The 21,455-nt window shown below is 64.3% G+C and carries 17 protein-coding genes; all 17 read left to right on the forward strand.

Features of this window, described 5'->3' with window-relative positions:
• The first annotated feature begins 25 nt into the window (after positions 1-25).
• The 17 genes from tssA to tssJ all read left to right on the forward strand — a co-directional run bounded on the left by tssA (position 26) and on the right by tssJ (position 21,454).
• Complete coding sequence (tssA, locus tag J2Z17_RS19460; protein WP_209947310.1) at positions 26-1,075, forward strand: type VI secretion system protein TssA; 1,050 nt, start codon at positions 26-28, stop codon at positions 1,073-1,075.
• A gap of 72 nt (positions 1,076-1,147) precedes the next feature.
• Entirely contained in the window at positions 1,148-1,666 is a 519-nt protein-coding gene (gene tssB, locus J2Z17_RS19465; protein WP_209947311.1) for a type VI secretion system contractile sheath small subunit, read from the forward strand.
• Between the two features lie 3 nt (positions 1,667-1,669).
• Complete coding sequence (gene tssC, locus J2Z17_RS19470; RefSeq protein ID WP_209947312.1) at positions 1,670-3,172, forward strand: type VI secretion system contractile sheath large subunit; 1,503 nt, start codon at positions 1,670-1,672, stop codon at positions 3,170-3,172.
• A gap of 78 nt (positions 3,173-3,250) precedes the next feature.
• A complete protein-coding gene (locus J2Z17_RS19475) occupies positions 3,251-3,784 on the forward strand; it encodes an Hcp family type VI secretion system effector (RefSeq protein WP_209947313.1) in 534 nt (177 codons plus the stop codon).
• A 77-nt stretch (positions 3,785-3,861) separates the two neighbouring features.
• A complete protein-coding gene (locus J2Z17_RS19480) occupies positions 3,862-4,698 on the forward strand; it encodes a type VI secretion system accessory protein TagJ (protein ID WP_209947314.1) in 837 nt (278 codons plus the stop codon).
• A complete protein-coding gene (gene tssE / locus J2Z17_RS19485; protein ID WP_209947315.1) occupies positions 4,691-5,188 on the forward strand; it encodes a type VI secretion system baseplate subunit TssE in 498 nt (165 codons plus the stop codon). The genes J2Z17_RS19480 and tssE overlap by 8 nt, the downstream gene beginning before the upstream one ends.
• Before the next feature lie 5 nt (positions 5,189-5,193).
• Entirely contained in the window at positions 5,194-7,068 is a 1,875-nt protein-coding gene (gene tssF / locus J2Z17_RS19490; RefSeq protein ID WP_209947316.1) for a type VI secretion system baseplate subunit TssF, read from the forward strand.
• Positions 7,032-8,051: a type VI secretion system baseplate subunit TssG gene (tssG, locus tag J2Z17_RS19495; protein ID WP_209947317.1), complete on the forward strand. Its 1,020-nt coding sequence runs from the start codon at positions 7,032-7,034 to the stop codon at positions 8,049-8,051. The genes tssF and tssG overlap by 37 nt, the downstream gene beginning before the upstream one ends.
• 25 nt (positions 8,052-8,076) lie before the next feature.
• Positions 8,077-10,779, forward strand: a complete 2,703-nt coding sequence (gene tssH / locus J2Z17_RS19500) for a type VI secretion system ATPase TssH (RefSeq protein WP_209947318.1) — start codon at positions 8,077-8,079, stop codon at positions 10,777-10,779.
• A gap of 178 nt (positions 10,780-10,957) precedes the next feature.
• Positions 10,958-11,938, forward strand: a complete 981-nt coding sequence (locus tag J2Z17_RS19505; RefSeq protein ID WP_209947319.1) for a hypothetical protein — start codon at positions 10,958-10,960, stop codon at positions 11,936-11,938.
• Positions 11,939-12,201: 263 nt separating this feature from the next.
• Positions 12,202-15,978, forward strand: coding sequence for a type VI secretion system contractile sheath small subunit (gene tssB, locus J2Z17_RS25275; protein ID WP_209947320.1), 3,777 nt, complete (start codon positions 12,202-12,204; stop codon positions 15,976-15,978).
• A gap of 26 nt (positions 15,979-16,004) precedes the next feature.
• A complete protein-coding gene (locus J2Z17_RS19515; RefSeq protein ID WP_209947321.1) occupies positions 16,005-16,289 on the forward strand; it encodes a hypothetical protein in 285 nt (94 codons plus the stop codon).
• 26 nt (positions 16,290-16,315) lie between these two features.
• Positions 16,316-18,442 (forward strand): type VI secretion system Vgr family protein, encoded by a 2,127-nt coding sequence (locus J2Z17_RS19520; RefSeq protein ID WP_209947322.1) that lies wholly within the window; start codon positions 16,316-16,318, stop codon positions 18,440-18,442.
• Positions 18,443-18,453: 11 nt separating this feature from the next.
• A complete protein-coding gene (locus J2Z17_RS19525) occupies positions 18,454-19,086 on the forward strand; it encodes a DUF6931 family protein (RefSeq protein ID WP_209947323.1) in 633 nt (210 codons plus the stop codon).
• Positions 19,083-19,373, forward strand: a complete 291-nt coding sequence (locus tag J2Z17_RS19530) for a PAAR domain-containing protein (RefSeq protein WP_209947324.1) — start codon at positions 19,083-19,085, stop codon at positions 19,371-19,373. The genes J2Z17_RS19525 and J2Z17_RS19530 overlap by 4 nt, the downstream gene beginning before the upstream one ends.
• Before the next feature lie 5 nt (positions 19,374-19,378).
• A complete protein-coding gene (gene tagH / locus J2Z17_RS19535; RefSeq protein ID WP_209947325.1) occupies positions 19,379-21,004 on the forward strand; it encodes a type VI secretion system-associated FHA domain protein TagH in 1,626 nt (541 codons plus the stop codon).
• Between the two features lie 12 nt (positions 21,005-21,016).
• A complete protein-coding gene (gene tssJ / locus J2Z17_RS19540) occupies positions 21,017-21,454 on the forward strand; it encodes a type VI secretion system lipoprotein TssJ (RefSeq protein ID WP_209947327.1) in 438 nt (145 codons plus the stop codon).
• The last annotated feature ends 1 nt before the right edge of the window (position 21,455 follow it).

A 21,455-nucleotide genomic window follows, 5' to 3' on the forward strand; every position in this document is an offset into this window, starting at 1 on the left:
GATAGCTCAATTGAAAGGATATGCGATGATCAATCTGGATGATCTGCTGAACAGCTTCGACGAGGATGCGCCGAGCGGTGCCGACCTCGAATACGATGCCGAATTCGTCGACCTGACCATCGCCAGCACGCCCGGCGAGGAACGCGTGGTCGGCGATTCCGTCATTCTGGCCGAGGAACCGGACTATCCGGCGGTGATCAAGGCCGCGACCGCCCTTCTTGGCCGCACCCGGGACCTCAGGATTGCGGTGATCCTCGCCAATGCCGCTCTCAAGAGCGAAGGCCTGCTCGCCTTCGAGGAAGTGCTGCTCTATATCCGCCGCTGCCTGGAGGAATACTGGGACAGCGTCCACCCGCAGCTCGATGCCGACGACGATGACGATCCGACCATGCGCGTCAACGCCATGCTCGGCCTGACCGACCGGGCGCTCGTGCTGGGCGCGCTGCGCACCGCGCCCTTGACCGAAAGCCGAACCTTCGGCCGCTTCGGCCTGCGCGACCTCCTGGTAGCGGAAGGGGAGCTCCCGGCTGGCGAAATGCAGAATGCGCCGACAGACCAGGTGGTCTCCGCCGCCTTCCAGGATACCGATCCTGCCCATCTTGAAGCGCTGGCCAGGTCGGTGGCCGCAAGCAGCGAGCATGTGAAAGCGCTCTCGGCAGCCTTCGACGAGCGGATCGGCTCGCTCGGACCCGATTTCACCCCGCTGCGCAAGATGCTTTACGACATCAGTCGGCGGCTAGACCAGCATGTGGGTGCAGAGACGGGCGAAGTTGCCGGTGCGCTGTCGGACGACGACCGCCCGGCCGCCTCCGATGCATCCCCCGCCGCAGCCGCAACCGCTGCGGCGCGGCCGGCGGGCGTCGGTACGATCACCTCCCCGGACGACGTGAAAAAGGCAATCGACCGCATCGTCGAATATTACGCACGGCAGGAACCGTCCTCTCCGGTTCCGATCCTGCTGAAGCGCGCCCGCCGGCTCGTGTCGGCCGACTTCCTTGAAATCATGAAGGATATGGCCCCCCAGGGGGTCGAGAACGTCGCGCTCATCGGGGGCTTTGAAAACGATGACTCATGAATTTTGCGGAACGCATGAACCTTTGCGCCCGAACCCGGCACTTAACCTCCAGACAAACACGGAAACCTGAACATGGCCAACAGCAGTCAGAAATTTTTGGCACGCAATCGCGCGCCACGAGTCCAGATCGAATACGACGTGGAAGTCTACGGTGCCCAGAAATCCGTCCAGCTGCCCTTCGTCATGGGCATCATGTCGGACCTCTCCGGCAAGTCCGAAGAACAGCTGCCCGCCGTGGCGGACCGCAAGTTCCTGGAGATCGACGTCGACAATTTCGACGACCGGATGAAATCGATGAAGCCGCGCGCCGCCTTCACCGTTCCCAACACGCTGACCGGCGAGGGCAATCTCTCCGTTGAGATGACCTTCGAAAGCCTCAACGACTTCTCGCCGGCGGCGATCGCCAAGAAGGTCGAGCCGTTGCGCAAGCTGCTTGAGGCGCGCACCCAACTCGCCAACCTGACCACCTACATGGACGGCAAGACCGGCGCAGAAAACCTGATGGCGCAGATCATTCAGGATCCGGCCCTGCTGAAGGCCCTGGCCTCGGCACCAGCCGCCACGTCCCAAACCTCCGAGAGCGAGGAATAAGCCATGACAGAGACGACCAACCAGTCCGCAGGTGCCGCTCTCGCGACCGAGACCAGTTTCGGCTCCAACGAGTTCGCCTCCCTGCTGCAGAAGGAATTCCGGCCGAAATCCGATCAGGCAAAGGTCGCGGTCGAAGAGGCCGTGCGCACGCTGGCAGAACAGGTGCTGCAGAACGAGGCTCTGGTATCGGACGACGCGCTGCGCTCGATCGACAGCATCATTGCCGAAATCGACCGCAAGCTCACCGAACAGGTGAACCTGATCCTGCATCACGGCGATTTCCAGAAACTCGAAAGCGCCTGGCGCGGGCTGCACTTCCTGGTCAGCAATACCGAGTCGGACGAAATGCTGAAGATCCGCGTCTTCAACATTTCGAAGAAGGATCTCTCCAAGACCCTGCGCAAGTTCAAGGGTACGGCCTGGGACCAGTCGCCGATCTTCAAGAAGCTCTATGAAGAGGAATACGGCCAGTTCGGCGGCGAGCCCTATGGCTGCCTGCTCGGCGACTATCATTTCGACCATAGCGCCCAGGATGTCGAGCTTCTGCGCGAGATGTCGAAGGTGGCAGCTGCCGCCCACTCGCCGTTCATCACCGGGGCCGACCCCTCGCTTTTCCAGATGGACAGCTGGTCGGAACTTGCCAACCCGCGGGATCTGACGAAGATCTTCCAGACGCCGGAATATGCCGCCTGGCGCTCCCTTCGGGAAAGCGAGGACAGCCGCTATCTGGGCCTTGCCATGCCGCGCTTTCTCGGTCGCCATCCCTATGGCGCAAAGACCGACCCGGTCGAGGAATTCGCCTTCGAGGAAGACACGACCGGAGCGACCTCCGACAAGTATTGCTGGGTGAACGCCGCCTACGGCATGGCGCGCAACATCACCCGTTCGTTCAAGCAATATGGCTGGTGCACCCGCATCCGCGGCGTGGAATCCGGCGGCACCGTCGACAATCTGCCGACCCACAGCTTCCCGACCGACGACGGCGGCATCGACATGAAATGCCCGACCGAGATTGCCATCTCCGACCGGCGCGAGGCGGAACTGGCCAAGAACGGCATGATGCCGCTGATCCACCGCAAGAACACCGACATGGCCGCGTTCATTGGCGCCCAGTCCCTGCAGAAGCCTGCCGAATATGACGATCCGGATGCCACGGCGAATGCGTCGCTGGCTGCGCGTCTGCCCTATCTCTTCGCCACCTGCCGCTTTGCCCACTACCTGAAATGCATCGTCCGCGACAAGGTCGGCTCCTTCAGCGAGCGCGACGCCATGCAGGACTGGCTGCAGAACTGGATCAACAAATATGTCGACTTCAATGCCGAGACCTCGCCCGAGGAGGTGAAGGCCCAGCATCCGCTGGCCGCCGCCGAAGTCGTGGTCGAGGAAGTCGAAGGCAGCCCCGGCTACTACAGTTCGAAATTCTTCCTGCGGCCGCACTACCAGCTGGAGGGCCTGTCCGTGTCGCTCCGCCTGGTCTCCAAGTTGCCATCGCAGAAGAGCGCATAAGACCGACGACGCGCGGGATCTCTTCCCGCGCGCACACCCCGACACATCGACAAAGCGTTTCTATGAAAGGAGACCATCATGGCCTTTGACGCGTTTCTCTATTTCCCCGGTTCATCCCTCGTCGCAGGCGAAACCCAAGACGAAGAAATGTCCAAGCTGAAGGCATTCGAGCTGAAGGACTTCAGCTTCGGCGCCGAAAATACGATCAATATCGGTTCGGACTCCGGCGGCGGCGGCGCCGGCAAGGCGATCTTCAAGGATTTCGAAATCACCAAGAGGACCGATACCGCATCCTGCGGCCTGTTCTTGACCCTGTGCAGCGGCACCCATTTCGACGAAGCCATCATCGAACTGCGTCGCTCGGGCGGTCAGATCGGCGTATCCGGTCGAACCTTCATGAAGTTCTACTTCAAGCAGGTGATGGTGAAGGACCTGTCCTGGTCCGGCTCCGACGGCGATGACGTCTGCGAGGAAAAGGTCATCCTCGTCTACGGCGCCATCAAGGTCGAGTACAACAAGCAGGATTCGACCGGCAAGATGACAAAGGCCTCAGGCGGCCAGGGCGAGGTCAAGTGGAGCCGCGTCAAGAACAAGGCGATCTACGACGTCTGATCCCCGTCGCTGTGTCCGGGGTGTCAGGCGACGCCCCGGAACATCCTCCCCTATAGATCCAGCGAAAGCTCCAGCACATGACAGCCGAGGAACTTCTCAGACAGGGCGATCTCGATGGCACGCTTTCCGCCGTCCAGGACAGCGTCCGCAAGACGCCGGAAGATCCTCGACTTCGCGTTTTCCTGTTCCAGCTGCTGTGCGTGCTCGGACAATGGCAGCGCGCGATTGGCCAGCTGAAGACCTGCGTCACGCTCGATCCTGAGGCCAATGCCATGGCCCAGATGTACCGTACCGCGATCATCTGCGAAATCTACCGGGACAAGGTGTTTCATGGCGAGAAGCAGCCGCTGATCTTCGGCGAACCCGAGAACTGGGTCGCCTGGATGATCGAAGCCCTGAAGCTGCAGGCGACCGGCGCGCAAAATGCCGCCGAAGCGCTGCGTGCCCAGGCCTTCGACGCCGCGCCCGCTATATCCGGCACCCTGAACGGTACCCCCTTCGCCTGGGTTGCCGATGCGGATCCCCGCCTCGGCCCGATGCTCGAAGTGATCGTCAACGGCCGCTATTTCTGGGCCCCGTTCAGCGCCATCAGCCGCGTTGTCGTCGAGCCGCCAAGAGATCTGCGCGACCGAGTCTGGATGCCGGCTACGGTCACCTGGTCGAATGGCGGCGATGCCGTCGTGCTGATCCCGACGCGTTACGCCGGAACGTCAGATGCGCCTGACAACGATTTGAAGCTTGCGCGAAAGACCGACTGGATCGGTGAAGAGGACCGCGTCTCGGCCGGCCTCGGACAGCGTCTGCTGGCAACCGACGAGACCGACTGCGCCTTGATGGATCTTCGTGTGCTGTCTATCGACGGCCTGCCCGCCGCCGACCGGCCCACCTCAGCTGCGGTATCAGATCATGGCTGACCGGATGCTCGCCGAGCGGCTGCAGCCCTCGCTTCTCGACCGGCTGACCGATCACGCGCCCGGCAATGAGACGGAAGCGGCCTCGAACTATGCCATCGATATCGGCCGGCTGCGCGAGATCATCCAGCGCGATCTCGCCTGGCTGCTCAACACCGCCAATATCGCGGTCGACCACGATCTGGAACTTCGCCCCAACGTCGCGCGCTCCGTGCTCAATTACGGCATTCCCGGTCTTTCCGGTCTGACCCATACAAGCAACCAGGCCTTTGAGATCCAGCAGGCCATCCGCCTGGCGATCGAGACCTTCGAACCGCGCATTCTGCCGGAAACGCTCGATGTCAGCCTGCGTCGGCAGGACAGCGGCAGCCGCGCAATCATCTCGCTGGAAATCCGGGGCGAACTCTGGGCCGAGCCGGTTCCCGTCGATCTCTATCTGCGCACAGCGCTCGACGTGACGTCCGGTCAGGTCACCATCACCAGGCAGGGATAGCAGACATGGACACCCGGTTGCTCAAACACTACGAGGAGGAACTCGGCTACATCCGCGAGATGGGGGCCGAGTTCGCCGAGGCCTATCCGAAAATCGCCGGCCGCCTGGGCATGAAGCAGATCGAAGTGCTCGATCCCTATGTCGAGCGGCTGCTTGAAGGTTTCGCCTTCCTGTCCGCCCGCGTCCAGCTGGAACTCGAGCTTCAATATCCGGTCTTCACCCAGAACCTGCTTGAAATCGTCTACCCGCACTTCCTCGCGCCGACTCCATCGATGATGATCGCCCGCCTGGCGCCCGACACCGCTCAAGGCGGACTTGCAGAAGGCTTCGTCGTGCCGCGCGGCACGACCTTGCGCGGTCGCGTCATTGAAGGCGAGCAGACCGCCTGCCAGTTCACCACCTCGCAGGATGCGACGCTATGGCCGCTCGAAATCTCCGAGGTCGAATATGTGGACGGCCGCAGCGACCTGGTCGCGGCAGGGCTTGCCAGGGACAACAACGCCAAGGCAGCCTTGCGCCTGCGTCTCAGGCACAGCGGCGGCACCGCGATCAGCGACTTGCCGCTCGACCGCCTGACGCTCTTCCTCTCGGGCGCCGGCGCCGAACCCTGGCGCCTCTATGAGGCGATCCTCAGCCGCGGCGTCGGGCTGGCCGGTCGCTCGACGAACCGGCGCGAAGACTGGGCCGAGTTTCTCGGCAAGGATATCAGGCCCCGCGGCTTCGATGCCGACGAGGCCCTGCTGCCGGTGCCCGGCCAGTCCTTCGACGGCTATCGCCTGCTGCAGGAATATTTCGCCATGCCGCAGCGCTTCTTCTTCATCGACCTCTGTGGCCTGCAGCCGGCCTTCCGCCGCGCGGTCGGCAATGATCTCGATCTCTATATCCTGCTCTCGGAGGGCAATCCGGCGCTGAAGTCGATCGAGCCGGCCAGCTTCGACCTGCATGCCGTCCCGGCGGTCAATCTGTTCAACAAGCGTTGCGACCGGCTGGCTGTATCCGGTACCGAGATCGACCATCACGTGACCGTCGACCGCATGGCCCCGCTCGACTACGAGATCTACAGGCTGGAAAACGTGGTGGGCATCGCCGGTGATGGCGCGGACGACATTCCCTTCCGCCCCTTCTACAGCGCCGAGGACTTCACACCGCTCGGGGAGACGCACGCCGCCTACTACAATGTCAAGCGACGGATGCGGCAGCGCTCCGAGCGCCAGCGGCTGAGGGGCGGGCGAACCTCCTATCTGGGCTCCGAACTCTATCTGTCGCTCAGCGACCGCAGCCAGGCCCCCTATCCCGGCAATCTGAAACAGCTGGCTGTCACCGCGCTCTGCACAAATCGCGACCTGCCAATGCTGACGGCGGTCGGCAGCGGGGATACGGATTTCACCCTCCCCGACGGTGGTCCGATATCGGAAGTCCGTGCCATCATCGCGCCGACCCGGCCACGCCAGAGCCTGGCCGAGGGCGAACGCGCCTGGCAGCTGGTCAGCCATCTGAGCCTCAATTACCTGTCGATCGCGGACGGCGACCGGGGCACGGGTGCGGCTGCCCTGCGCGAACTGATCGGGCTTTACACGCCCGCCGGCGAACTGACGCTCGCCAAGCAGATGGAGGGCCTCGCCTCGGTCTCGTCCCGTCCGATCGTGCGCCGCATGGTCGAAGACGTGCTTTCGACCGCCGTGCGCGGGCTGGAGGTCCGCATCGGCTTCGACGAGAGCTATTTCGAGGGCACCGGCTGCTACCTGCTGGGCGCCGTGCTCGAGGCCTTTTTCGCAAAATATGTGACGCTCAACAGCTTTACCGAGACCGTCATCCATTCCCAGCAACGAGGAGACATCGCAAGATGGCCGGCCAGGAGCGGGAGACGGGTCCTGATCTGAGCCGCCTCGAGGCGCTCCGGGAGAACCCGCATTCCCACCATATATTTCATGCTTTGCGGCTGATCGAGGCCACCTATGCCGACCATCCCCGCCTCGGCCGCTCGCGGCGGCCGTCGCAGGATGCCGTGCGCCTGACGCAGGACCCCGAACTCGCCTTCCCGGCATCGACGATCTCGGCCTTCGGCCCCCACCCGACCACGGGCCGGCAGCAGTTGACGCAGAGCGTCTTCGGCCTGTTCGGCCCGCATGGCGCGCTGCCGCTGCACATCACCGAATACGCCCGCGACCGGCAGCGAAACCACCACGACCCGACGCTCGTCGCTTTCGCCAACATGTTCCACCACCGGATGATGTCGCTGTTCTACCGGGCCTGGACGACCGGCGAACCGGCCCCCTCCTTCGACCGGCCGGACGATGATCCGTTTGGCGCCAAGCTCGATGCGATCGCCGGCGTGTCGGGCGAGAACTTCGCCTGCCGCGACGCCATGCCGGATCTGGCCCGACGCCATTTCGCCGGCCTTCTGGCCGCTGCGCCGCACAGCGAGGCGGGCCTGCAGGCCATCCTGACGCGGTTCTTCGGCGCGAAGATTTCGATCGAAAGCTTCATCGGCAGCTGGCTGCATCTCGAACCGCATGATCGTGGGCGGCTGGGCAATGCGACACTCGGCGGCAGCGCCAGCCTCGGCGAAAAGGTCTGGTCCCGCGAGGCGCGGTTCCGCATCCGCATCGGCCCGCTCGGGCTCGAAGAATACAAGCGACTGCTGCCGGGCGGCGAAAGCCTGAAGCGGCTGGCCGCGATCATCCGCAGCTATGTCGGCGACACGCTGGACTGGGAGGCGAACCTGATCCTGCGACAGGACGAGGTTCCGCCGACCGTCCTGGGCGCCTCCGGCGCCCTGGGGCTGACCACCTGGATCGGCAAGCGATCCGACACCGACGCCGACAATTTGCATCTCACGGCTCCCGCGCAACACGCGCTCTGAGCCAGACCGGACAGGAAAGAACACCATGTCAGACATCAGCCGCGTTGCCCTGTTCGGAAAACTGAACCGTGTGGGCTTCCAGTCGATCGAGAGTGCCACCGTCTTCTGCAAGATGCGCGGCAATCCCTATGTCGAACTCGTGCACTGGATCCACCAGATCCTGCAGGGTCAGGACAGCGACCTGCATCGCATTATCAGCCACTTCGAACTGGAACCTTCGCGGGTCGCCGCCGAAATGGTGCGCAGTCTCGACGCCCTGCCGCGCGGCGCAACGGCGATCTCCGATCTGTCGCCGCATCTGGAGGAAACCGTCGAGCGCGCCTGGGTATATGCCTCGTTGCAATTCGCCGCCCATCAGGTGCGCACGGGACATCTGATCCTCGGAATCGTCAAGACGCCGCGCCTGCGCAATCTGCTGGACGGAATTTCGTCCGAGTTCCGCAAGATAGGCGCAGACGATCTGTCGGAGCATTTTGCCGAAATCGTCGACGGTTCGCCGGAAGAAGGTCTGTCGGCGCAGGACGGCAGCGGCCGTGGCCAGCCGGGCGAGGCCTCGTCTGCCATGGCGCCGCAGATGGGCGGCGGCGCCGCGCTCGCCCAGTTCTGCACCGACCTCACCGAAAAGGCGCGGCTCGGGGAGATCGATCCGATCGTCGGACGCGACGAGGAAATCCGCCAGGTCATCGACGTACTGATGCGGCGGCGCCAGAACAACCCCATCCTGACCGGCGAGGCCGGCGTCGGCAAGACGGCGGTCGTCGAGGGCTTTGCCCTCAGGATCGCCCGCGGCGACGTGCCGCCGGCGCTGCGCCAGGCGCGGCTGCTGTCGCTCGATGTCGGCCTGCTGCAGGCGGGCGCCTCGATGAAGGGCGAGTTCGAAAACCGGCTGAAAACCGTGATCGAGGAGGTGCAGGCAAGCCCGGTGCCGATCGTGATGTTTGTCGACGAGACCCATACCCTGGTCGGCGCCGGCGGTGCGGCGGGCACCGGCGACGCCGCCAATCTTCTGAAACCCGCCCTTGCCCGCGGCACGCTGCGCACGATCGGCGCCACCACCTGGGCCGAGTACAAGAAGCATATCGAGAAAGACCCGGCCCTGACGCGCCGCTTCCAGGTCGTCCAGGTCGCCGAACCCGACGAAGCCCGCGCGATCCAGATGATGCGCGGCGTCGCCGGCATGCTGGAACGCCATCACAAGGTGCAGATCCTCGACGAGGCATTGGAGGCGGCGGTCAAGCTTTCGGCGCGTTACATTCCAGCCCGGCAATTGCCCGACAAATCGGTCAGCGTGCTTGATACAGCCTGCGCTCGCGTGGCGATCAGCCTGCATGCGGTCCCTGCCCCCGTCGATGATTGCCAGCGCCATATCGAGACGCTGAACACCGAACTCGAGATCATCGCCCGCGACGAGAGCGCCGGCACCGAGGTCGCCGAACGCCGGGCCCGGGTCACCGCGGAACTGGCGGAAGCGACCGAACGCAAGAACGACCTGAGTGACCGCTGGGAGTTGGAAAAATCACTGGTCGGCCAGATCCTCGACTTGCGCGAACAGCTGCGCAAGGACGGCCAGCCGGTAGACGGCACCGGCGACGCCACGACCGCTGCGCTGGCCGAGGCAGGCATGGACGCAGACGCCGCCCGCCAGGCCAGGCTCCTCGATCTGCGACGCAAGCAGGCGGAGCTCGGCGACCTGCAGGGCGAGGTCCCGCTGGTGCTGCCGATCGTCGATGCCCAGGCGATCTCCACCGTGGTGGCCGACTGGACCGGCATTCCCGTTGGGCGGATGGTCAAGAACGAGATCCGCACCGTGCTTGGTCTCTCCGACCACCTGTCGAAGCGGGTCATCGGCCAGGATCACGCGATGGAGATGATCACCAAGCGCATCCAGACCTCGCGCGCAGGGCTCGACAACCCATCGAAGCCGATAGGGGTCTTCCTGCTGGCCGGCACTTCCGGCGTCGGCAAGACCGAGACGGCGCTGGCGCTGGCGGAGACACTTTATGGCGGCGAGCAGAACCTGATCACCATCAACATGTCGGAATACCAGGAGGCGCATACAGTTTCCTCGCTGAAGGGGGCGCCTCCCGGCTATGTCGGCTATGGCGAAGGCGGGGTTCTGACCGAGGCCGTGCGCAGGAAGCCCTATTCGGTGGTGCTGCTCGACGAGGTCGAGAAGGCGCATCCCGACGTGCACGAAATCTTCTTCCAGGTCTTCGACAAGGGCGTGATGGAAGACGGCGAAGGCCGCGTCATCGACTTCAAGAACACGCTGATCCTGCTGACCTCGAATGTCGGCTCGGAAATGATCATGGATCTCTGCGCCGACCCCGAGCTGATGCCGGAGCCGGACGGTATTGCCAAGGCGCTGCGCGAGCCGCTGCTGAAGGTCTTCCCGGCCGCCCTGCTCGGCCGCCTGGTAACCATTCCCTATTATCCGCTCAGCCCGCCGATGATCGCCGCCATCACCAGGCTGCAGCTGGACCGGATCAAGAAACGCGTCGCGACTGCCCACGGCGTGCCGTTCGACTATTCCGAGGCTGTCGTCGACACCATTGTCGAACGCTGCCAGGAGCTCGAAAGCGGCGGCCGGATGATCGACGCGATCGTGACCAACACCATGCTGCCCGAAATCTCGGCCGAATTCCTGCGCCGGATGATGGAAGGCGGCGAGGTCGTAAGGGTCGCCATCGACGTGGACCAGGGACAGTTCACATACGCGTTCAACTAAGCTTGATTGTAAGGAGTAGGCCGACATGCCGAAAGCGATACTGATCGAACATGACCTGATAGATCTCGTGCAGCGGAAAGCCGATCCAAAGGCGTTGAGACTGCATGGCAGATTGCCCTGCGCCGTCTGCCTCGACCTCTCGTCCGATGCGTATAAGGCGCTGGATGCCGATCCGCTCTTGCTGGCCAAGGTCACCGAGGCGGCGTCGGACAAATATCACGAACTGGTCGCGGCTCTCTCGCATGCATTCGGCGATTGCGACAGGGCCTATCTTGTACTTCGCAAGAAGGGCCAGGGCCAGCGGGTCGTCGCCCGCTTCGAGAAACAGGCCGCTACAATGCTTTCAAACTTCTCGGCGGATGGTGCCGATGCGGCCAAGCGCGCCTGGGACGACGTCGTCAGAAACCGGCGGGAATACCGCGGCTACAAGGTCAAGGCTGCGGTCGAACTGGGTAAAGACGGGCTGCAAGTGGCCAAAGAGATCGTGGGCGCGATCGGTATCAACGGCTTTGCGCTGGCCAAGGCCCTCCTCCCGATCGCCCAGCGCATCGCAAAGATGGGCTCCATGATCCACAAGCTCAGCCTGCAGGCAGATGCCCTGCAGGCACGGATCGACCGATCGATTGCCAAGCTTCGGAGCAGCTACCAGAACGACACGAAGAAACGTACGCGGGTACAGACGCTGGTCAGCTATGTCGCCGGCAGCAATCTGCGCCGGATGGTAGAAAGCATCATCGCCGACAACGAGATGTATGCCGGAAAGCTCAAGGGACTGGACGTCAGCGCCCATAGGATGGCGAGTGAACTCGCTGCCGTGATGAAGTCGATCGAAAAGCTCGCCAGCCAGAGCGACGTAAAGGCGTCGCCTGCAGTCTCGAAAAGCCTTGCGAAGCTCGAAGGGACCGCCAATGCACTGATCGGCAAAATCGTCGATCTCCAAGTGAAGCAGAATGCGGGGATGCGGGTCTACCAGACGAATGCCGCCGTGCTGGAACGGATGGCGACCGAAAAACCGGACGCCTGGGAGAAAATGCAGGAAATGGTGCAGGACAAAACCGGCATCACCCTGGCCGACTCCGACTACAAGGACCTGGGCCTCGCCATGCAGGGCATGGCCCGAGAGTTTGCGGGCAGCATGATGAAGCACATGCAAGATTGACATGGCATGCGGCGGACCGGCAGGAGCCTGCGATCACGCCGCAGGTCTCTGCAGCATGTTTTTGGGCGGGTGCCGGAACAGAATATCCGGCTTCCTGCGAGCGACCGCTTTGTTTTTAAAGGCTTTTTCATTTCGCGTAAGCGCTCGCAAATATTTTTGCAAGAGGAGCGAACCTCCAGCGCCTTTCTAAGCACTAACCAAGGAACACGGCTTTGGGCGGGCGCGCCCTGGCCTAACCGGTAGCCAGCTTGGGGAGCCTCCGAATGTCGAAGAGCGGTCAGAAATTCGTCGCGCGCAACCGCGCGCCGCGGGTACAGATCGAATATGATGTGGAGGTCTACGGGGCCCAGAAAACGGTCCAGCTGCCGTTCGTCATGGGGGTCATGTCCGATCTTTCCGGGGCCTCGGCCGAGCCTTTGCCCTCGGTGGCCGACCGGAAATTCCTGGAGATCGATGTCGACAATTTCGACGACCGGCTGAAGGCGATGCGCCCCCGCGCCGCCTTCAGCATCCCCAACCTGCTGACCGGCGACGGCAACCTGTCAGTCGACCTGACTTTCGAGAGCATGGAGGATTTCGGGCCGGCGGCAATCGCCAGGAAGGTCGAGCCGCTGCGCAAGCTGCTGGAGGCCCGCACCCAGCTTGCCCATCTGACCACGTATATGGACGGTAAGACCGGCGCCGAAGATCTGATCTCCAGGCTGATCTCCGACCCGGTCGCTCTGGCAGCCATTGCCCGGCCGTCCAACCCTGACGCAGCCCGCGACAACCGTGCCGAGGCGCTGGAAAGCCTGCGCAATGCGGCCCCGCAGGCCGCCCCGCTGGCCGAAGACGATGATGTCCAGGCGATCCTCGGCTCGCTGCGCGATCGCCCGGCGGTGGCGTCGAACGAAACGAACGAAGATCGCGAAAACGTGCTGGCCCGGATGCGCGAGGCTACGGCTGCCGCCGAGCAGCTGGCCGCAGAGCAGGCAGCAGAAGCCGAGGAAGCCGCAGCGGCGCTGGCCGCAATGCGCCAAGCGGCGGATGAGGCTGCAGCCTCCGCAGAACAGCCGGTCGAGACGAATGCCGCCCACACGGACAACGACGACGTTCAGGCCATCCTCGGTGCGCTACGCGACCGCCCGGCGGCGCCGACGGACGGAAAGGTCGACGGTCGCGAAAACGTGCTGGCCCGGATGCGCAAGGCAACGGCTGCCGCCGAGCAGCTGGCCGCAGAGCAGGCGATAGCCGCCGCCGAGGCGGCCGAAGGGCTGGCAGCAGAGCGTCTGGCCGCAGCTGAAGCTGCCGCCGCTGCCGCTCTTCTGGCCCAGGATGCCTCGCAAAACATGGCCGACTCGCAGCCGCGCGCGCCGGATGACGAAGACGATCTCCCGGCCGCGGAGGACGCGCAAACCGAGGATGGAAGCACCTCCGACGACGACACCGACCTCGACGCATTGCTGGGCGGGGCCGACGACGATCTCGATGCCCTGCTCGACGATATCGGCGGTGACGACCTCGAAGCCGATATGGCTGACGATGCCGAACTTGCCGACGGGGACGCAGCCGACGAAGACGCGCGCCCCTCTTCGGAGGAAGACGACAGCACCTCCGACGACACCGACCTGGACGCATTGCTGGGGGAGTCCGACGACGATCTCGATGCCCTGCTCGACGAGATCGGCGGCGACGACCTCGAGGACAGCGATGCCGGCGACGTTGAATTTTCCGACGGGGACGAAGCAGACGAAGACGCGCGCCCCTCTTCGGAGGAAGGTGACAGCACCTCCGAAGAGGACGACACCGACCTCGAAGCACTGCTGGGCGAGGCCGACGAGGATCTCGATGCCCTGCTCGACGAGATCGGCGGTGACGACCTCGACGACAGCGATGCCGGCGACGTCGAACTTGCCGACGGGGACACAGCCGACGAAGACGCACCTCCCTCTTCGGAGGAAGACGACAGCACCCCCGAAGCCGACGACACCGACCTCGATGCATTGCTCGCCGGCTCCGGCGACGATCTCGATGCTCTGCTCGACGAGATCGGCGGCGACGACCTCGAAGCCGATATGGCTGACGATGCCGACACGGATGACGCGGCAACCGTCGATCTCGACAGTCTCTCTGCCGAAGACGATGCCCCGCTCGAAGACGACAGCGCGGAACAGCCTGGCGATGATAGCGACAGTGTCGATCTCGACGGCCTGCTGGCCGACGATGATGCCTCCGTCCGGCTCGATGGTGACGAAAGCGGCCTCTCCGATGCCGATGAACCGGCCGCAGAGCCCGAACAGCCGATCACGACACCTTTCGGCACGCTCGCCACCCCTCGCCCCGACGACCGCGACCAGCCGCGGGCAAAATTCCGCATCGCGCTGCTCGGCGATTTCTCCGGCCGCGCCAGCCGCGGCTTGCTGGAGATCGGAGATGGGCTTGCCAACCGCAAGGCGATGAAATTCGACGTCGATACCATCGACGCCATCATCGCCCGTTTTGCCACCACCCTCGTCCTGCCGATCGGCGAGGATGGGGCCGGCGTCGAAGTAAAACTGGACGAACTCGACGACCTGCATCCCGACGCGCTTTACGAAAACGTCGCGATTTTCGACGAGTTGTCGGTCCTGCGTCAGCGCGTCGCGCGTGGTGACGCCGCGGCAATCGCCAAGATGCAGGCCTGGGCCGGCGAACATACCCACGTCGCCGTGGCCTCGCAGAAGCGCTCCAAGGGCAACACCGTTCCGGCAGATCGCAAGCTCAGCGAGTTCCACACGCTGATTGGCGACATGCAGGGACGGCTGGCACGGCCAAGCCCGGCCGCCGCACTGATCGGTCGGCTGGTCGGCCCCTATGTTCAGGCCGCCCCCGATCCGGCCCAGGCCACCATGCTGGCCGCCATCGACGAGGCGCTGTCGGGCGCCATGCGCACCATCCTGCATCATCCGGACTTCCAGGCGGTCGAATCCACCTGGCGCAGCCTGGAATTCCTGGCGCGCCGCATCGAGACCGGCGCAGGCCTCGAGATCGTGCTCTACGACGTCTCGGCAGAGGAATGGGCCACTGATCTGTCGGCCCAAGACGAATTGTCGGAAAGCGGCCTCTTCCGCATGCTGGCCGAAGAGCCGCGGCTCGATGCCGCACAAGGTCCGCTCTCGGCCGTCTTCGCCCTCTATACGCTCGAGGAAACACCACCCCATGCGGAGCTTCTCGCCCGCATGGCGAAGATCTCCGCCTGGATGAATGCCCCCTTCCTGGCGGCGATCTCACCCCAGTTCCTGGAGACGAAGAAGCAGGATCGCCACCCGCTGGTGGTCAAGGCCTGGGATGCGCTGCGGGCCCTGCCGGAAGCCGCCTATGTCGGGCTTGCCGCGCCGCGCTTCCTGCTGCGTCTGCCTTACGGCGAAAAGACCGAGCCGGCCGATGCCTTCGACTTCGAGGAGTTCAGCCTGCGCAGCGGTCTGAAGGGCATGGTCTGGGCAAACCCGGTCATCCTGTCGGCCACGCTGATGGCCGCGACCGTCACCCGCATGGGCAAGAAGATGCGCCTCGGCGAAGTCATGACGCTCGACGACATCCCGGTGCACACCATGATCGACCCGCATGGCGATCAGGTGGCTCTTCCCTGCACCGAGCGGCTGTTGAACACCCGCACCATGGCCGAGGTCGTTGCCCGCGGCTTCATGCCCGTGCTGTCGATCAAGGGACGCAGCGAAGTCCGCCAGGGTTCGTTCCAGGCGCTCGGTGCCGGGCTTCTGGCCGGCCCCTGGCCGCAGGCATCCGGTCAGGGCGCGGCCGGCGGCAACACCGAGGTTGCAATCGGCGGCGCGCCGGCCCCTGCCGGCAGGAAGGCGGACAGCGCCGCAGCCAGCGATGCCTCTGCTGGCGACGACGACGATTTGGATCTGAGCGCTCTCGGCCTCGACGACGACACCTCCTCCTCCGACGACGACGGCTCCCTCGACGATCTGCTTTCGCAGTTCGACGACGACGCCGGCGATGGATCGGGCGACGACGAGGAGCTTGATCCCGAACTGGCCGCTCTGCTGGAGGGCCTGTGATGAAAGACGAACAGATGGAGCCCCGGATGAGCATGGAAGATGAGACCCAGGAAGATGCAATCCTGCTGGCACGGGTGGACTCGTCCTACTGGCTGCTCGACGGCGAACCTTACCTGACAGCGATGCTGTCTGCCCAGGCGCCCTACCCGAAGCCGGTTCGGTGCCTGGAGTTCGCGACCGTTGCCGAACTCAACGCCGTTCTGCCCGAGGGCCAGACCCAAGGCGCATTATGGGGCGTCCACCCGGCCATCATCGATCGACTGAAGCGCCATGACGAACTGGTCCTGGTCGAATTCGCCGATGACGACTGAGCGCGTTCGGATGGAAAGGATTGCCTATGGCAAACGATAGCGTACTCGAGGGCCGCCAGGTCCGGCTGGAACTGCCCAACAAGCTGAAGGGCTTCCTGATGCGTGCCCAGATCGAAGAGGGTCTCAGCCGGATCACCGAAACCACCATCGAATTCATGTCGCCTGACATCGACCTGGACCTCGAGAAGATCGTGGGCGAACGCCTTCGCCTGGAAATCGACGCGCCGAAGGACAAGATCCGCTATTTTCAGGGCCATTGCGTCGCCGCCGAATATCTGGGCTGCCATGCCGGCCGTGGCTATTTCCGTGCCAGCGTCAGGCCCTGGCTCTGGTTCCTGACCCGCACGACCAATTGCCGCATCTTCCAGGACAAGTCGGTGATCGACGTGATGAAGGAGATCTTCAGCCAGCACGGCTTCTCCGACTTCAGGGACGCCACCAAGCGCAGCTATCCCAAACGCACCTACTGCGTTCAATTCCACGAAAGCGATTTCGCCTTCATCTCCCGCCTGATGGAAGAGGAAGGCATCTATTATTACCACAGCGACGAGAAGACCAAGGAAACGCTGATCCTCGCCGACGATGCCAGCGCCCACAAGGACATCGAGGATGCCAAGGAGATCGACTTCTTCTTTCGCGAACCCGATTTTCGCCGAGCCGAAGACCACATCTTCGAATGGCGCGGCAGCGAAAGCATCCAGACCGGCAAGGTCACCCTGCAGGACTATGATTTCAAGAAGCCGAAATCCGACCTCAAATCGGTCAAGACGCTGCCCAAGGGCAAGCATGCCTACAAGTCCTACGAGGTCTACGAATATCCAGGCCGTCACGCAGACACCCGCGAGGGCGAACACCATGCCCGCGTGAAAGTCGAGGGATTTGCCGCCCAGGCCCAGCGCTCCCAGGGCGTTGCCAATGTGCGGCAGATGGCGGTCGGCTCCAAGTTCAAGATGAAGAAGCATCCGCGAAAGACCGAGAACGCGGAATATCTGATCATCTCGGCCCGCCACCAGCTGCATATCGATGCCGATATCGACGAGCGCGAAATCGTCGAGGCCATACTTGGCCCGACGCTTTCTTTCGACCGCAGCAACAGCGTCGACACCTATCGCTGCATTTTCGAGACCCAGCCGATCGACGCTGCCTTTCGCGCGCCACAGATAACCCCGCGTCCGGCGATGCCGGGCGTCCAGACAGCCGTGGTCGTCGGCAAGGCGGGCGAGGAGATTTGGACCGACCAGTATGGCCGCGTGAAGGTGCAGTTTCACTGGGACCGCGTCGGCCGCCGCGACGATACCTCCTCGTGCTGGATCCGCACTTCCGTGCCCTGGAGCGGCAAGGGCTGGGGCATGATGGGCGTGCCGCGCATCGGCCAGGAAGTCGTGGTCCAGTTCGAGGACGGCGACCCGGATCGGCCGATCATCACCGGCATGGTCTATAACGGCGAGACACAGGTCCCCTATGGGCTTCCCGGCAACCAGACCCAAAGCGGCTTGAAGACCCACAGTTCCAAGGGTGGCGGCGGCTTCAACGAGTTGGTGTTCGAGGACAAGAAGGGCGGCGAATTCGTCCGCCTGCAGTCCGAGCGCGACTTCACCCAGATCATCAAGAACAATGCCGAGGTAACGATCGGCCTCGAGCACAAGTCGGGCGGCACCTTCACCCAGACCATCCACGGCGACAAGACAGAGACGATCCGGGAGGGCAATCACAGCTTTACCGTCGCCAAGGGCGAAGAGAAGCTGTCGATCGCCAAGTCGCGTGACACGAGCATCGGCGCCTCGGATCTGCTGGTCGTCGACGCCGATCAGAAGGTGTCGGTCAAGGCCGGAAAATCCGACGACATCGCCAAGGACTACAAGATCGATGTCGGCGCCGCGCTGGAGATTTCCGCCGGAACCAGGATCGTCCTCACCTGCGGAGGCTCGAAGATCGAAATGACGCCGGCCAAGATCACCATTTCCTCCGCCCAGATCGACATCGCGGCTTCCGCCGGCGCCAACCTGACCGCCGGCGGCCAGTTGAAGATGGAAGCCATGGGCCAGGCCTCGCTGAAGGGCGCCGGCATGCTGAAGCTCGAAGGCGGCGGTATGACCCAGTTGACGTCCTCGGGCATGCTGATCGCCAAGGGCGCCCTCACGATGATCAACTGAGGAGCGCCGCGATGACCCTGAGCAACCGATATTCGGACCTCCGGAAACTGTCGGCCATCCCGACGGTCCGGCTTCTGGCTGCCGGCAATGCCGTGCTGCAGACACCGCTGGATGCGCCGGCCAGCGCCTCGGTGGCCGAAGTACTGACCGAACTGGACGCCAAGGGCGCCCTGCTCGACATGCTGCAGCTTCTTGCCCATGCGCTGCCGGCGCGCGAAGCGACTTGGTGGGCCTGCCTCTCGGCCCGCGACATCCTGGCGGACGGGGCACCGGTGCCGCCGCCGCTGCGGGCTGCAGAGGCCTGGGTGCACAGGCCCGGCAACGAGACCCGCACGCTGGCCCGCGAGGCGTTGGACAAGGCAAAGAACGAAGACGAGACGGTGCTCTGCGCCATGGCGGCCTCCTGCGCCGCCGGCACGCTCGGCCCCGGCTTGCTGGAAGATTACGATGCGCCTCCCGGTGCCGTCGGCGGAGCCGTGTTCGGCATGGCGCTGATCTCGCTCTATCACGACTCCGACCTGGTGGCGGCGCGTGGCCCTCTGCTTCTGGCCCGGGCGCTCGATATCGCCCGCGGCGGCAGCGGAAACGTCGCCCCCCCTGTTTCACAGTCCATTCCTGTTTCCGATCAAGAGGCGAGATCATGACCCTGCCCGCTGCACGTGTTGCCGACAACCATGTCTGCCCGATGATCACCGGCGTCATCCCGCATATCGGCGGTCCCATCGTGATGCCCTGCCCGACCGTGCTGATCGGCAAGATGCCGGCGGCGGCGGCCACCGCCATGACGGCCTGCATCGGGCCCCCGGACATGATCGCCAAGGGATCGACCAAAGTACTGACCGGCAAGAAACCCCAGGCACGCCTTGGCGACACCTGCTCGCATGGCGGCGCCATCGTGATGGGCTGCGTCACGGTTCTGGTAGGAGGATAAACGCGATGTCCCTTGTCTTGCGCATGGTGAATTCCGGCACCCTCCCCGGCGGGCGCACGGTCATTCCGATGGTCAACGGTGCCCTGACGGTCGGGCGTGGCGAAGAAAACGATCTCGCTTTGCCCGACCCGGACCGCCAGCTTTCCAAGCGCCATTGCGTGTTCGAGGAACGCAATGGCGACTATGTCATCGTCGACGTTTCCACCAACGGCACGTTTCTCAACTACGGCGCCGAGCGCCTCGGCAACATTCCGACGCCGCTCAATCATGGTGACGTGATCCAGCTCGGTTCCTTCGAACTGGTCGTCGAGATCGACACCGGCGCGCCAGACCCACGCGTCGCCCAACCGCTGCCGCCGGCTGCAGATACCCTGGCCTCGCCGGATCGTCCGCTGACCGGGCTCGACCCGGCGGAGCTCAGCGATCCGCTCAGCGGCCCGGGCGAACCCTGGGATGATTTCCTCGGTGAACTGCCCGGCGCCTCGACGCAGCAGACCGAACAGGCGCTCTGGAACAATCCCGGCATTCCCGCAGATCCGCTGGCAGGCGACCCGCTGGCCGCGGCCCCTTCGGCAGGTGATCCCTTCGCCGCCGATGCCTTTGCCGCCGATCCCTTTGCCCCCGATCCCTTTGCAGGAGAGCCGCTGGCACCCGGCCTCGACTTCGACGACATGCCGCTTGCGTCGTCCGGCGGCGCCAGCGTCTCCGACCATACGCCGACGGCACAGGATCATTTCTCGGCACCCTCGGTGCAGTCCTCGGCAATCCCGGACGACTGGGACGACCTGTTCAAGCCGACCACGCCGGATCCCGTGCCGATGCCGACCGAGCCCGTTGCCGCCACCCCGGCTCCGCCTGTCGCCGCCGCCCCGCAGCCTCAGCCGGCGCAGCCCGCACCGTTCGAGCCGCTGGAACCTCTGGATCCGCTGGAACCGGCCGAGGATTTGGCGCCCGCGCGGCCCGCGCCGGCGCCGATCATAGCTGCCCCACAGCCCCCTGCTCCGGTCCAGCCGGTGGCACCTGTGCCCTCTGCCGCTGCGCCGGGCGGTCAGCTGGACGCTGCCGCCCGCGCCTTCTTCGCTGCGGCCGGTGTCGGCCATCTGGACGTCCCGGCCGCCGAGTTGGAGGAGACCATGGCACGCATGGGGCGTGTCTTCGCCGCCATGATCACCGGCATGCGCGAGATCCTGATGACCCGTGCCTCGATCAAGAGCGAGATGCGGATGAACCGCACGATGATCACCAGCGGCGGCAACAATCCGCTGAAGTTCTCGATCAGCCCGGAACAGGCGATCGAGGCAATGATCCGGCCCTCCGTGCGCGGCTATCTCGACGCGGAAACTGCAGCCGCCCAGGCGCTCACCGACATCCGCGCGCACGAGGTCGCGATGATGACCGGCATGGAAGCGGCGCTGAAGAACCTGCTCAAGCGGCTCGGTCCGGACCAGCTGTCGGCCCGGATCGAATCCGGCTCGACGCTCGGCGGCCTGCTGGGCGGCAAGAAGGCCCGCTACTGGGAAGCCTACGAGAAGATGTACGCCCAGATCGCGAAGGAGACCGAAGACGACTTCCAGTCGAATTTCGGCCGCGAATTCGCCCGGGCCTACGAAGAACAACTGCAAAAGCTCTGAAAGGACAACACCATGCGTTTCAAACTTGCAATGCTCGCCGCCCTGGGCGCCCTGACACTGACCGGTTGCGCGGCTTCGGGCCCTGCCCCGACCTCCGTCAAGCTGGACATCGCCGGTACCGCCAACATGAACGGCGGCGCGCCGGCCAAGATCAAGGTCTACTACCTTGCCTCCACCGGCACCTTCCGCTCCTCGGACTTCTTCCAGGTCTTCAACACGCCGGAAGCGACGCTCGGTCCGGACCTGATCGCCGTCGACGAATTCCAGCTTTCGCCCGGCCGCACCGTGACCGACAGCCGCAACTTCCCGACAGCACCGGGTGCGATCGGCGTCGTCGCCGCCTTCCGCGATATCGACAGCGCCAAGTTCCTCGATGTCCGCCAGCTGGCGCCCAATACCGCCAACACCGTGCGCGTGGTCGTGTCGGGCAAGTCGGTCTCGATCCGATGAA

This window comes from Heterorhizobium halophytocola (genome assembly GCF_017873095.1).
Taxonomy (GTDB): Bacteria; Pseudomonadota; Alphaproteobacteria; order Rhizobiales; family Rhizobiaceae; genus Allorhizobium; species Allorhizobium halophytocola.